The organism is Enterococcus sp. AZ103, assembly GCF_051714685.1.
GTDB classification, from domain to species: Bacteria; Bacillota; Bacilli; order Lactobacillales; family Enterococcaceae; genus Enterococcus_A; species Enterococcus_A alishanensis.
Window position 1 is genome coordinate 1,304,526 of sequence record NZ_JBIOSI010000001.1, and the last position, 12,685, is coordinate 1,317,210.

The 12,685-nt window shown below is 35.1% G+C and carries 12 protein-coding genes; 10 read left to right on the forward strand and 2 right to left on the reverse strand.

Translation table 11 applies throughout. The features are described from left to right. From ID741_RS06710 to ID741_RS06745, 8 genes are all read left to right on the forward strand, one after another. On the forward strand, positions 1 to 846 hold the full coding sequence (locus tag ID741_RS06710) for a PTS system mannose/fructose/sorbose family transporter subunit IID (protein ID WP_425514621.1): 846 nt from the start codon (positions 1 to 3) through the stop codon (positions 844 to 846). 28 nt (positions 847 to 874) lie between these two features. After that, positions 875 to 1,381 (forward strand): PTS system mannose/fructose/N-acetylgalactosamine-transporter subunit IIB, encoded by a 507-nt coding sequence (locus tag ID741_RS06715; RefSeq protein WP_218326346.1) that lies wholly within the window; start codon positions 875 to 877, stop codon positions 1,379 to 1,381. Between the two features lie 27 nt (positions 1,382 to 1,408). Beyond that, a complete protein-coding gene (locus ID741_RS06720) occupies positions 1,409 to 2,269 on the forward strand; it encodes a hypothetical protein (RefSeq protein ID WP_438719463.1) in 861 nt (286 codons plus the stop codon). A gap of 18 nt (positions 2,270 to 2,287) precedes the next feature. Continuing rightward, positions 2,288 to 2,734 (forward strand): PTS sugar transporter subunit IIA, encoded by a 447-nt coding sequence (locus ID741_RS06725; protein ID WP_438719464.1) that lies wholly within the window; start codon positions 2,288 to 2,290, stop codon positions 2,732 to 2,734. 21 nt (positions 2,735 to 2,755) lie between these two features. Next, positions 2,756 to 3,826 carry a mannonate dehydratase gene (locus ID741_RS06730; RefSeq protein ID WP_438719465.1) on the forward strand — a complete coding sequence of 357 codons (1,071 nt, stop codon included), beginning with the start codon at positions 2,756 to 2,758 and terminating at the stop codon, positions 3,824 to 3,826. Between the two features lie 21 nt (positions 3,827 to 3,847). Then, the gene (locus ID741_RS06735) at positions 3,848 to 4,474 is read left to right on the forward strand and encodes a bifunctional 4-hydroxy-2-oxoglutarate aldolase/2-dehydro-3-deoxy-phosphogluconate aldolase (protein WP_218326721.1); all 627 of its coding nucleotides are present in this window, start codon (positions 3,848 to 3,850) and stop codon (positions 4,472 to 4,474) included. 61 nt (positions 4,475 to 4,535) lie between these two features. Next, a complete protein-coding gene (locus ID741_RS06740) occupies positions 4,536 to 5,249 on the forward strand; it encodes an HAD family hydrolase (RefSeq protein WP_438719466.1) in 714 nt (237 codons plus the stop codon). Positions 5,250 to 5,536: 287 nt separating this feature from the next. Beyond that, positions 5,537 to 6,700 (forward strand): MFS transporter, encoded by a 1,164-nt coding sequence (locus ID741_RS06745; RefSeq protein WP_438719467.1) that lies wholly within the window; start codon positions 5,537 to 5,539, stop codon positions 6,698 to 6,700. 407 nt (positions 6,701 to 7,107) lie between these two features. On the opposite strand, the gene ID741_RS06750 is transcribed toward ID741_RS06745, so the two are convergent. Together ID741_RS06750 and ID741_RS06755 are read right to left on the reverse strand one after the other, a co-directional pair. Further along, positions 7,108 to 9,000, reverse strand: coding sequence for an Ig-like domain-containing protein (locus ID741_RS06750; RefSeq protein ID WP_438719468.1), 1,893 nt, complete (start codon positions 8,998 to 9,000; stop codon positions 7,108 to 7,110). A 284-nt stretch (positions 9,001 to 9,284) separates the two neighbouring features. After that, complete coding sequence (locus ID741_RS06755; protein WP_438719470.1) at positions 9,285 to 9,680, reverse strand: RidA family protein; 396 nt, start codon at positions 9,678 to 9,680, stop codon at positions 9,285 to 9,287. A gap of 254 nt (positions 9,681 to 9,934) precedes the next feature. Between ID741_RS06755 and ID741_RS06760 the strand changes: the two genes are divergently transcribed. Beyond that, entirely contained in the window at positions 9,935 to 10,786 is an 852-nt protein-coding gene (locus ID741_RS06760) for a VOC family protein (RefSeq protein WP_438719471.1), read from the forward strand. Positions 10,787 to 11,052: 266 nt separating this feature from the next. Continuing rightward, positions 11,053 to 12,441 carry a tryptophanase gene (locus tag ID741_RS06765; RefSeq protein WP_246601490.1) on the forward strand — a complete coding sequence of 463 codons (1,389 nt, stop codon included), beginning with the start codon at positions 11,053 to 11,055 and terminating at the stop codon, positions 12,439 to 12,441. Positions 12,442 to 12,685 lie beyond the last annotated feature (244 nt).

The window sequence follows — 12,685 nt, forward strand, 5'->3', positions numbered from 1 at the left end:
ATGACTGAGACAACCCAAGCGCCAGAAGAAATTACAAAAAAAGACGTAACAAAAGCCTATCTCCGTTGGCATTTTGCAAACGAGATTCCTCACTCTTTTGAGCGATATTTAGCACCGTCACTACTATACGGGATGATGCCGATTCTACGAAAATTATATAAGGATCCGGAACAATTAAAAGCAGCGTACAAACGTCAATTATTATTCTTCAACACTCAGTTAAGTTGGGGTGGTGGGGTCATCACTGGTTTGATGTCTTCGATGGAACAACAACGAGCAGAAGAAGAAAGCCAAAATAAAGAAATTATGATGCAAGATGATTTAATGTACAACACAAAAGCGGGTTTGATGGGTGCTTTAGCTGGGATTGGTGATGCAATTGATTCAGGCACGGTTCAATATATTTTTATCGCGATTGCTGTTCCATGGGCACAAGAAGGTAGTGCTTTAGGTGCAATTTTCCCATTTGTTTGTTTTGCTTTATATCAAGCAATTTTAGGTGTGTTTTTTGCAAGACAGGCTTTTACAATGGGACGAAGTGCATCAGGTTTAATGCAAAGTACTGGAGTTCAGACAGCAATTGAAACATTATCTGTTTTAGGGTTGTTCATGATGGGGATTTTAGCAGGTAACTATGTAAATGTCTCCTCAGCATTGAAATTTGATATTTCAGGTCGAGAATTTGTTATTCAAGATATTTTAGATCAGATTGCACCAGGTATATTACCGCTAGCGGTTGTAATGGGTGTGTACTGGTTCTATACGAAAAAAGGGTTAAAAGTAACCCAAGCATTACTCTTGCTGACTGCAATCTTAATTGTATTGGCAGCAATCGGAATTTTATAAATCTGAAACATAAAGGAGAAAATAAAAAATGGGTAGAGTTAATTTAGCACGCGTTGATGAACGATTGATTCATGGTCAAGTAATGGTGACCTTATCACAAAAAAGTGGTGTAAATTCAATTTTTGTTGTTGATGAAATAGTAGCAAAAGATAAATTTATGAGAGATTTATATAAAAGTGCTGGTGGCCGAACAGGTCAAAAGACCATTGTGATTACACCAGAGAAAGCTAAATTTTACTGGGATGAATATAAATTTAAAGATTATGATTGTATTTTGATTACTAAGACTGTCAGTGTTATTTATGACTTAGTGAAGCATGGCTTACCAATGGAGGAATTAAATATTGGTGGGATTGCGCAAAAAGATCCTGAAAAAGATTTGCTAGTAACGAAATCAGTTTATTTGAATAAAGAAGATGCAATAAAATTAAAAGATTTAAACGAAAACTATGGTGTGAAAGACATCTATTTCCAAGCAACACCATCGGCACCTAAGTCTAGTTTAAAAGATGTATTAAAACAGTTTGATTTATAGAAACTCATCTTATTAGGAGGTCATGAAATGGCAGCAACAGAAAAATTTAAAGATTGGCAATTTCGCTACCAATATATGTACGCAACTCGCAGAAGTGAAAAATCTAAAAAACGTTTCATTGGTGCCTTAGTGACCGACTTGTCTGAGTTGGGTGTTGAACCGAAAGTGATTGAATTTGATCAACAAAAAAAGGGTGCATCTCGTAATATTTATGTCGGTGATTTGAAGCGGGCGAAAAAAATTATTTGTACCTATTATGATACCCCGCCAAATTTTTTTGGTGATTATGTCTTGTTTGATCGTCAAGCTCAGTCTCGTAAAACAATCTTTTTTATTGTTTTAACAACCATCATTTCAATAGTCTTAGGTTTAGCTGGTCTGGCATTGTTTATGCAAAATAATTTATTTGCCTTTGATTTTAGTCAGTTGAAAACATATGTTGGAATTGCAGCAATACTGCTTTTCTTTCTGATTTTCGGTAAAGTCACAAAGGGTTTGTCAAGTCGAAAAAATTTGGTAAGAAACACTTCAACGATATTGATGATGCTAGCTATGATCGAAGAAAATAAAAATGCCGATATCGCTTATGCTTTTATTGATGAAGGTAGTTACGGCGAAAGAGGACTAGAAGTGTTAAAAGAGTCTACAAAAAAAACAATACCTATTTATTTTATGGATTCAGTTGGTGCTGAAACACCATTGTATTTTAAAGGAGATAAGACTGAAAGCTTTTCTAAAACAGCAGTTGATACTCAAACAAAAAGACAGATGAATTATATTTTTTGTGGTGAATCAAAAGATACTACGTTTTATTTATCAAAGGATATATTGAAAAGAAAAGAAATTAACATGGCAAACATTAATCAATTAATAGAAGCTTTTTCATAAAAAAATGGAGGTTTTGAAATGTTAGGAATCGTAATTGCCACTCATGGAAAGTTAAGTGATGGTCTCAAAGATTCAGCAGAAGTCATTATTGGTGCGACTGATAATATTGCAACAGTAAATCTGAATCATGGTGAGGATATTCAACAATTAGGTGCCAAAATTTCTGAAGCTACTCAAAAAGTTGATCAAGGAGATGGCATTATTATTTTAACCGATGTTATTAGTGCTAGTCCGTATAATCAATCTTTAATGGTTGTAAGTCAGATGAAGGAAGACGTGCAAACCAATACGTATGTTATCGGTGGTGTTAATTTACCAATGTTATTGGAAACAATCAACCATCAAATTCTATCAACACCTGTTAATGAGGCAGCAAAAGCAATAGTAGATCAAGGTGCTGTCAGTATGAGCCTCTGGCATGCTTCAATGGTGGCAGATGATGAAGACGAAGAAGATGAATTCTAAAATCAGAAAGGAAGTAAGTCTATGAAATGGGGCTTTAGATGGTATGGTACAGAAGGTGACCCGATTCCGATCCAACATGTGAAACAAATTCCTGCGATTGATGGGATTGTTGGCACTTTACTAAATAAAATGCCTGGAGATGTCTGGGAAATTGACGAAATTAAAGAATTAAAAGCTGAAGTTCAAGCAGGAGATTTGGAATTATTAGGTATTGAAAGTGTTGCGATTCACGATGCAATTAAAGCTGGAACGGATGAACGAGATCAATATATTGATAACTATATTCAAACCATTCGTAATTTAGCGGCATGTGATGTTCGTCTGATTTGTTATAGTTTTAAACCGATCTTTGGTTGGTTTAAAACAAATATGAATTATGAATTACCAGATGGCAGTACAACCTTGCAATTTGATCAAGCAGTGATTGACGAATTGGAACCTCAGGATTTATATAAACGCATTGCCAGTCAGTCAAAAGGGTTTCAAATTTCCGGCTGGGAAGAAGAACGATTAGCTAAATTCAATGGATTAGTAGCCATGTATGATGGCGTGACGGAAGAAATTTTATTTGAAAATCTAAAATATTTTCTAGAAAAAGTTATTCCTGTTTGTGAAGAAGTTGATGTTAAAATGGCTATTCATCCAGATGATCCACCATGGGAAATTTTTGATTTTCCACGTATTACAAAAAATCTTGCTGATTTGAAGCGGATTATCAATGCAGTTGATTCACCCTATAATGGACTAACTTTTTGTACTGGCGCATTAGGTGCTGATCCAAATAATGATATCCCTCAAATGATTCGTGAAGTCGGTCATCGAATTAATTTTGTTCATTTCCGTAACGTGGGCTTTTTAGGAGAGCAAAACTTTATCGAGACAGCTCATTTATCAACAGAAGGTTCATTAGACATGTATGCTATTATGGAAGCATTAGTAGATGTCGGCTATGAGGGACTTTTACGACCAGATCATGGACGAACTGTTTGGGGTGAAGTTGCCCGACCAGGTTATGGATTGTATGATCGTGCGATGGGCTTGACTTATACTCAAGGCTTACACGAAGCAATTACAAAAGCCAAAAAGAAATAGGAGGGTCATTAATTGTTTGATATGAAACAGCACCCAGTTTATTTAAAGATGAAAGAAGCAAGACTATTACCGCTTTACACGGCTACTGATTTAACTTATTTACCAATAGTTGAAAAGATTTTAGTAGATCATTCACTACCACTTATTGAAGTAACCTTTAGAAGTGATTTGGCGGTAGCAGCGATTAAACAACTTTCAGCATCGGGTGATTTGATGGTTGGTGCCGGAACTGTTAAGACAAAAGAACAAGCAGTTGCAGCAATTGAAAATGGTGCACAATTTATCGTATCACCAGCGATTGTGCCAGAAGTAGTTCTTTATTGTAAAGAAAAAAATATTCCAGTATTTCCAGGAGTTGCTACCCCCGGGGATCTTCAACGAGCACTGGAATTAGGATTAGATGTTGTGAAGTTCTTCCCTGCGGATGTTTATGGAGGCTTAAAAGCTATTAAAGCATTAAGTGGCCCTTATTTTGAGATGTCATTTGTACCAACGGGTGGGATCAACAAAAATAACTTAGCTGAATATCTTTCTTTTGATAAAATTCTAGCTGTAGGCGGATCGTTTATTCTTTCTGAAGATGTCGTGAAAGAAGATAATGGTGAAAAAGCCAGTTTAATCTTAGACGAGTTAATGAAAATAAAATAATCAAGAAATAGTGTGGTTGATTTTTTTGCCATGCTATTTTGTTGTGTTGGGAGGAATAAGTATGGAAAAAGTGGAATTGCTAATATTTGATATGGATGGTCTGATGTTTGAAACAGGACGCTTAGCTTATCGTTCGTATCTTAAATCAGCTGAAAAGTATGATTATGAAATGAATCATAATGTTTATTATTATTTAACCGGTCGCGTAGAAGAGGCGATCCTTAATGAGATGGGCAATCTTTATGGTGAAGAGGTTCCTTATCCAGAATGGCGTGAAGAAATGAAAGCAAGCAAAAGCCGGATTTTTGCAGCTGAAAAAAGAGTCTTTAAGAAAAAAGGACTGGAGAATCTACTGAAATACGCTAAAGATAGTCAAAGAATGGTTGCTGTCGCTTCTTCTAATTTTCTGCACAATATTGAGGAATATTTGGAGATTGAAGGAGTGATCCAATACATCGATTTCATTATTTCGGGTGATGAAGTAACAAATGGAAAACCTGATCCAGAAATTTTTCTGAAAGCCTGCAAAAAAGCCAATGCTTTACCAGAAAATGCGGTCGTGCTTGAAGATTCTAGAGTGGGAATAAAAGCCGCAAAAGCCGCAAAAATTCGTGCATTCTTAGTAGAGGATGATATTACCGACCTGCCAATAAATATGGGGAAATATAAATTATTGATGGATTTATCCCAATCTTTGGCCTATGAGGTGAAACCGGATGTAAGCTTCAAAGATCTTGATGAAGTGGTTGATTATTTAAAAAATGAGAAGATTTAAGTAGTACTACGGAGATATAGACATCCATATAGTAGAATAAAGCGGATAAATAAACGAAATAAGTATGTTTAACCTCACTTTAGCGAGTGGGGTTTTTTGTTTGCAATTATTTACCGGATTATCTTGAAGCAATTTTGATAGTAATGCTATATTTTTTAATAAAGTTACAAAAGTTTTTTAAATAAAAAATAAATCAATTTGGCTTATTAATGTTTTTTTAACCAAGGAGGAATTATAAAAGATGAGAATACTAGTTGATATAAAAAATATTAAATGGGCAGTGTCAGATGAATAAAAAATTGATATTTTTATTGATTATTTATTTAACCTTTATAAGCTTGGGATTACCAGATTCTTTATTAGGGGTTTCTTGGCCAGAAATGGCTAGAAATTTCTCTGTTCCTTACAGTGCTGCTGGGATTATCTCTATGACGATCTCAATTTGTACGATTCTTTCAAGTCTTTCAACGATGAAATTGGTGGCGAAATTAGGAACGGGCAAGTTAGTTTTATTAAGTGTATTGGCGACGGCTATTGGAATAGTAGGAATTGGCTTTACTCAAAACTATGCTTTTTTAATTTTCTTTGCCTTGCCAATGGGGCTAGGTGCAGGGGCAATCGATACTTCATTGAATCAATATGTGGCTTTGCATTTTAAAGCCCATCATATGAATTGGCTGCACGCTTTTTGGGGAATCGGCGCTACTTTAGGCCCGATAACGATGGGGGCTGTGATGCGAGGAGGTCATTCATGGCGATTTGGCTATTGGATTATTGGTGGAATCCAGTTGTTTTTAGTCGCAGTACTTTTTTTCAGCTTGCCCTTATGGGAAGAGGAGAAAAAAACTGGGAAAAATAAATCAAACCAATCCAATCTAAAATTTGTCGATGCGTTCAAAATACCAGGTGTTCCCTTTGCATTGCTTTCCTTCATATTTTATGTGGGAACTGAAGCAACTATTGGTTTATGGGGTAGTAGTTTTCTAATTGATATAAAAGGAATTTCAGTAAGTTCGGCCAGTTTTATAGTTTCCATCTTTTATGCTAGTTTAACTGTTGGTCGGATTCTTTCTGGTTTCATAACTTTTTGGCTTTCTAACAAAAAGCTGCTTATTATTAGTGAATTATCTTTGCTAGTAGGAATCATAATTATCGGAATAGGTTCTGGAAGTGTGCTTTATCTTGGTTTTGCATTAATTGGTTTGGGTTGTGCTGCTATTTTTCCAACAATGCTTCATGAAACACCTAAAAGATTTGGTGATCAAAATTCTGGTGTTATCATGAGTTTACAATTGGCACTGGCATATGTGGGAACCACCTTATTACCTCCTTTATTAGGTGTACTTACTCAAACTTATAGCATGTCATTATTTCCAATCTTTCTTTTTATCTATGGCATAATTTTATTGACAGCAACAATCATTATTGAAAAAATTCAAAAGTCGGGATAAGGCGGATTTATTTGCTCGATGCACAACCGAAAGATATTAGAATATAGGATGAAAAAATGATACTAAGTTTTTATACCTTAAAAACGTAGCAGATAGTCTGGAATATGGGCCGAACGTTCTGGTAAAAAAATTTTAAAAAGAAAAATCAGTTAAAATAGATTCCTAATTTGAAAAGTGACGATGTCGGCATTCCTTAAAGTTTATCGGAACTTGGCATGAAGGAAACTGATATCAAAAAAATGTAGAAGATGCTTATCAAGATGTTTGTACTGGAGAAAATCCAAGAGATGCAAGCGAGGAAGAAATTATTGAATTGTATCAATCAATGTTATAGACGATAAAATCCCTTGACTCACAGTCAAGGGATTTTCTATTTGAAATCTGTAATAATGAAATATTCATATTGATTATTTTGTTTGATTCACACCGTACCAGCCAATACCTTCATCTTTCCAACCAATTGAAAGCAAACTACGATGTTCGCCAGTGTTAGTCGTATAATTGTGATTCCCTGTTAATGCATTTGGATTATATGAGCGATATAACGGCACTGTTTGGTTGACATCTGAATACCAGCCGATACCTTCGAAAACCCAATTATTAAAGACTAAGAAATCTCTTTCGACTACATTTGAAGTATAATGATGATCGCCTGAAACGGGATTGTACATACGATAGACCGCATTTCCAGCTTCGGGTGCATACCAACCGATTTGTTCATAGCGCCAGCCAAAATCAACTAGTACATTTTTTTCATCTGAACTTGCTGTAAAGAAGTGTTCGCCAGTATTCGGATTATACAAACGGAACATTGCTATGGATTTTTCCGGTGTAGGTTCTTCATCTTTTGCTACATTAATAATGCAAGTCCCTATTTTGTCGCCATCTTTACTTGTCGCGGTGATTAAAGCTAGACCAGCTTTTTTAGCAGTCACTAATCCTTTAGCAGAAATACTCGCTACTTCTGGCGTATCGCTGCTCCAAACGTATTCTTGGTTAGATGCATTTGCCGGAGAAATTTCAGCATCTAGTAAAAAAGTCTCTCCAATCGCCAAATCTTTTGTTTTTGTTGTCACAGTAATACTGTCAACACTAATAATTTTAGGCCCAATTTTTACAACAGCGGTTCCAGTGATGCCGCCATCTTCAGTGGTGGCAGTTATTGTGGCAACACCTTCACTGATACCAGTAACTTCTCCAGCAGCATCAATCGTTGCGATCGATTCGTTAGAAGAGGACCAACTGATATTTTGATTTTCAGCATTTGCCGGCAAAACTTCGGCAGTAAAAGTTTCTTCTTGTTCAATGGTTAATTCACGATAAGCAGGGCTAACGAGAACATCACTAGGATGAACTGTTCGATCTTTGACAGTAATTGTTGCGGTCGCTTCGATGTTTGTGCCATCTTGAGTGATTGCAGTAATCACTGCTGTCCCAGCTTTTTTAGTCGTAATCAAACCAGTATCAATTTCTACGCTGGCGATATCAACATTGTTACTGTACCATTTTAGATTCCGATTTGTTGGATTACTTGGTTTGAATTCTGGTAACAATTGCCACTGTTCATCAACAAATAATTCTTTTGTATCAGGATGAATGTTTAAACCGGATACTAGAACATCAGCCGGAGCAGTTGCATCTTCTTCTTGAGGTAGGATTTCAAATTTAATAAAAGGTGGAGCAGATTGTAGACCAAAAATAAGAACAATCCCGTTTTCTATAGCTCCTAAACCGAGTGCTTCTAATATTTGTTGTGTAATCTTATCGATTGCTTCTTCGATAATATTACCAAGAATATCTCCGATACCTGGAATCAAAGAAACAATTGTTTTAAGAATCCCTTGAAGTAATCCGATTGATCCATTCAAAAGTAATTCGCACATACTTTGACTCAAATACAATTTTACCAAAGTACCTTCAAAAACAATTCCAGTTACCCCACCAGCAGGAACGGCAATTCTTGATGCTGGTGTATTTGGTGTAATCTTTAACATATTTCCTTCAGCACTGACTGAAAATTCATTGCCAAGTTCCGCTTGCGTTTCCGCAACATAGGCCTGTGTTACTTGCAGCTCACCCGTATTTGTTTCTGCTAAGTAGCCAGCATCAAGTAAATTATCAATAATTTTCTCTGAATCCATTTCTTTTAGAACTTGATTCACTACTTGTTGCTCTTCTGGTGTGACTATTTCTGTCTCAGTTTCAGGAGTTATTTCTGCTACCGCGACAATACTAGGTATTGAAACGCTACCAATTATTAACCCCGTCATAACTAACAAACCTATCTTTTTCAAATTCATGACACACTTCCTTCCAAATAATTGTAGATTTTGTTGCTAAAGATTAATGATTTTTTATTAATCTTTAAAGATATATTTTCGCCTTTAAAAATAATTAAAAACATTAACTTTATTACATTATATTATATGTCGTTGATGAATTCAATTTGAATTGGAATAATTTGAAATTGCTGGGCCATAGCGAAAGAATTAACTTATTTTTTTTTCGTATAATCATTAATTTTATAAAAAAAGCCAGTCAAAGCTAGATTATTTCTAACTTTGACTGGCATAGATAATTTGATTTAATTTCCTTTTGAGGCAATGACTTCGATTTCAATCAAAGCACCCAATGGCAAGTTTCCAACTTCATAAGCGGTACGAGCTGGATATTCACCATCTTCAAAATAAGCGGCATAAATATCATTTACTTTTGCAAAATCACTGACATCATCCATAAAAATATTTGTCTTCACAATATCTTTCATTTCCATATCTTCATGGGCTAGTAAAACACGGCAATTTTCTAAGGATTGTTTTGCTTGGGCTTCGATTCCTTCAGACATTTTTCCAGTTTTTGGATCAATTGGTAACTGTCCAGAACTAAATAAGATACCATTAATCATCGATCCATGCACATACGGACCTACTGCTGCGGGTAATTCCTCGCTAATAATTCTTTTGATGGCTTTTTTACTCATTAACATCAACTCCCTAATATTTATTCTTTTTCAGCTATAGCCATATATCTGAAAAAGATATCGAAAACAGTTTATCATCAATACGCATTTTTTTCATGGGGGTAGACCAAAAAGTCGCTTAACAATAGATGAGCATTATTTGGCTTCTCTTTGAAATAAATTGAATAATAAAACTAAAGTATCACAAACGGATGATTTTACAGACAATATAGAAACCGCTAAGATGAGAAATATAGTCAATTTGGAGGTAAATAATGCATAAATTTAAATTATCAGACGGCGATGGTATTGGTTTCGTTGTCTTGAAAGTAAAAAAACTTTCCGAAATGGTGGCATTTTATCATAACGACTTAGGTTTAGAAGTCATTCAAGCAGAAGAAGACACAGCCTCATTAGGTGTAAATCAACGAACGCTGTTAATGTTACAGAAAGTTTCGAATGGAGTAGCCAATCCAGCTGCAACGGGTTTGTATCATTTGGCATTCTTATTACCAACAAGAAAAGATTTAGCCAATATTCTTCAGTATCTCCTAGTTAATGATATTCCTTTAACTGGTGGTGCTGATCATGGGTATAGTGAGGCACTTTATTTAAATGATCCTGAAGGAAATGGTGTCGAGATTTATTGGGATAAGCCGATATCTGAGTGGGATATTCGTGAAAATGGCGAGGTCGTTGGTGTCACCGAGCCAATGGATGCTGAAGGCTTAATTCAATTGAGTGATGAGAACTGGCAAGGATTTCCTGCGGCTAGTAAAATTGGACACGTCCATCTAAAAGTAGCTGATTTAGTCAAGACACAAGAATTTTACGAAGATATACTAGGTTTTTCTTTGAAATATAATTTTGGAGAACAAGCGAAATTTCTATCTAGCGGCACTTATCATCATCACATCGGCGCAAATACATGGTCAGGAAAAGATTTACCAGCGATGAAGGATATAGATTTAGGTTTGGCATATTTTTCAATTGAGCTACAAACTGAAGAATTTGAATTATTGAAACAGCATTTAGCTAAAAATAATCAAAACTTTGATAATTCTGCATCTGATCAAATTTGGATAACGGATCCAAATGGTATTAACATTTTAATTAGTCACCTTTAACCTTTTACATTATATAGAAGGTTTTTTTATTTTTAGGAAATTATCATCTTATTTTTATCTAATTATCTTTTTTTTATTTATGCATTGTGAAAATTATTGCTTGATTTTAATGAATGTAAAAACGCTTTCATGTTAAACTGACAAAAGAATGTGAATGATTTTCAACTTCACCAGATTTATGAATGATTCATCCTTGGTATTATACTGTCCGCTCATCATCTATCGATAACCGGGGTATTGTATAAATATATGTAGGAGGTTTTTTGATGGAGAAGAAATATGTAGCAGAACCATTCAGAATTAAAGCAGTAGAGCCTTTGAAAATGTTGACTCGCGCAGAACGTGAGGAAAAAATTCAAGCCGCTAAGTACAATCTTTTCAATTTAGCTGGGGAAGATTGTTACATTGATCTACTGACTGATTCTGGAACAAATGCTATGAGTCAAGATCAATGGGCAGGCATTATGCGAGGTGATGAGGCATATGCAGGTTCGTCCAGTTATTACAAATTAATGGATGCTGGCAAAGATATTTTTGGTTATGGTTTCATCCAACCAGTGCATCAGGGCAGAGCAGCAGAAAAAGTGTTACTGCCACTATTTTTATCAGAAGGGAAATTTGCAATTTCTAACATGTTCTTTGACACGACTAGAGCGCATGTGATTCTAGCAGGTGCCCGACCAATTGACTGTGTGGTAGAAGAAGCAAAAGATCCCAAAGTTCGCGCCAAATTCAAAGGTAATATGGACGTACGTAAATTAGAAGAAACCATTAACGAAAAAGGGATAGAAAATGTTGGTCTAGTAGTTATGACTATCACCAACAATTCTGCCGGTGGTCAGCCAGTTTCGATGGAAAACTTGCGAGCAGTTTCAGAAATTTGTAAAAAATATGATTTACCAATGTGTATTGATGCCGCTCGATTTGCCGAAAATGCTCATTTTATAAAACGGGATGAAGATGGCTACCAAGATAAAGAAATCAAAGAAATTATTCGCGAAATGTTTAGCTACGGTGACATGTTTACTATGTCAGCGAAAAAAGATGCCATCTTAAATATCGGTGGATTGTTAGGAATTAAAGACGGCGATTCACCACTAGTACTTGATGTAAAAGCTAATTGTATCAGTTACGAAGGATTCTTCACTTACGGTGGATTAGCTGGACGTGATTTAGAAGCGATGGCAATTGGTTTATATGAAGGCATCGAAGAAAATTATTTAGAGTACCGAATTGGACAAATGGAATATTTAGCCGCTCGTTTAGATGAAGCTGGGATTGCTTATCAATCACCAGTTGGCGGTCACGGTGTGTTTATTGATGCAGCAGATATGTTTCCAGATATTCCTTATTATGAATTCCCAGCCCAAACTTTATGTATCGAATTATATAAAGAAGCAGGAATTCGGACCTGTGATATTGGTTCATATATGCTAGGTAATGATCCAGATACCAATGAACAATTAAAAGCTGATTTCGAGTTTTCTCGACTAGCTATTCCACGCCGAGTGTATACACAGGCTCACTTAGATATTATGGCAGATGCATTAATTGCTATTAAGGAAAGAGCAAGTGATGTGAAAAAAGGTTATCGAATTACTTGGGAGCCGCCAATTTTACGTCACTTCCAAGCACATTTGGAACCAATTGAATAAAAAATACTTTTGTAAGCAGCAATGGATTTTATCCATTGCTGCTTTTTTATTTTAAAAAAATGATATATATATTTATTTTTAATTGTTAATAAAAGGATTAAATATCACATATCAATAAAATAATATTTAAAAAATCATTAAAATGAAATTTTATTGTAATTTAAGAAAAAAATTTATATTTTTTTTAGATGTAAAACAAATGAATACGAATTAAACCAAATAGAATATACATAATATTTGAGTT

Coding starts and splice junctions, on each gene's coding strand:
- ID741_RS06710 (WP_425514621.1), top strand. CDS start 1: ATGACTGAGACAACCCAAGCGCCAGAAGAAATTACAAAAAAAGACGTA.
- ID741_RS06715 (WP_218326346.1), top strand. CDS start 875: ATGGGTAGAGTTAATTTAGCACGCGTTGATGAACGATTGATTCATGGT.
- ID741_RS06720 (WP_438719463.1), top strand. CDS start 1,409: ATGGCAGCAACAGAAAAATTTAAAGATTGGCAATTTCGCTACCAATAT.
- ID741_RS06725 (WP_438719464.1), top strand. CDS start 2,288: ATGTTAGGAATCGTAATTGCCACTCATGGAAAGTTAAGTGATGGTCTC.
- ID741_RS06730 (WP_438719465.1), top strand. CDS start 2,756: ATGAAATGGGGCTTTAGATGGTATGGTACAGAAGGTGACCCGATTCCG.
- ID741_RS06735 (WP_218326721.1), top strand. CDS start 3,848: ATGAAACAGCACCCAGTTTATTTAAAGATGAAAGAAGCAAGACTATTA.
- ID741_RS06740 (WP_438719466.1), top strand. CDS start 4,536: ATGGAAAAAGTGGAATTGCTAATATTTGATATGGATGGTCTGATGTTT.
- ID741_RS06745 (WP_438719467.1), top strand. CDS start 5,537: ATGAATAAAAAATTGATATTTTTATTGATTATTTATTTAACCTTTATA.
- ID741_RS06750 (WP_438719468.1), bottom strand. CDS start 9,000: ATGAATTTGAAAAAGATAGGTTTGTTAGTTATGACGGGGTTAATAATT.
- ID741_RS06755 (WP_438719470.1), bottom strand. CDS start 9,680: ATGAGTAAAAAAGCCATCAAAAGAATTATTAGCGAGGAATTACCCGCA.
- ID741_RS06760 (WP_438719471.1), top strand. CDS start 9,935: ATGCATAAATTTAAATTATCAGACGGCGATGGTATTGGTTTCGTTGTC.
- ID741_RS06765 (WP_246601490.1), top strand. CDS start 11,053: ATGGAGAAGAAATATGTAGCAGAACCATTCAGAATTAAAGCAGTAGAG.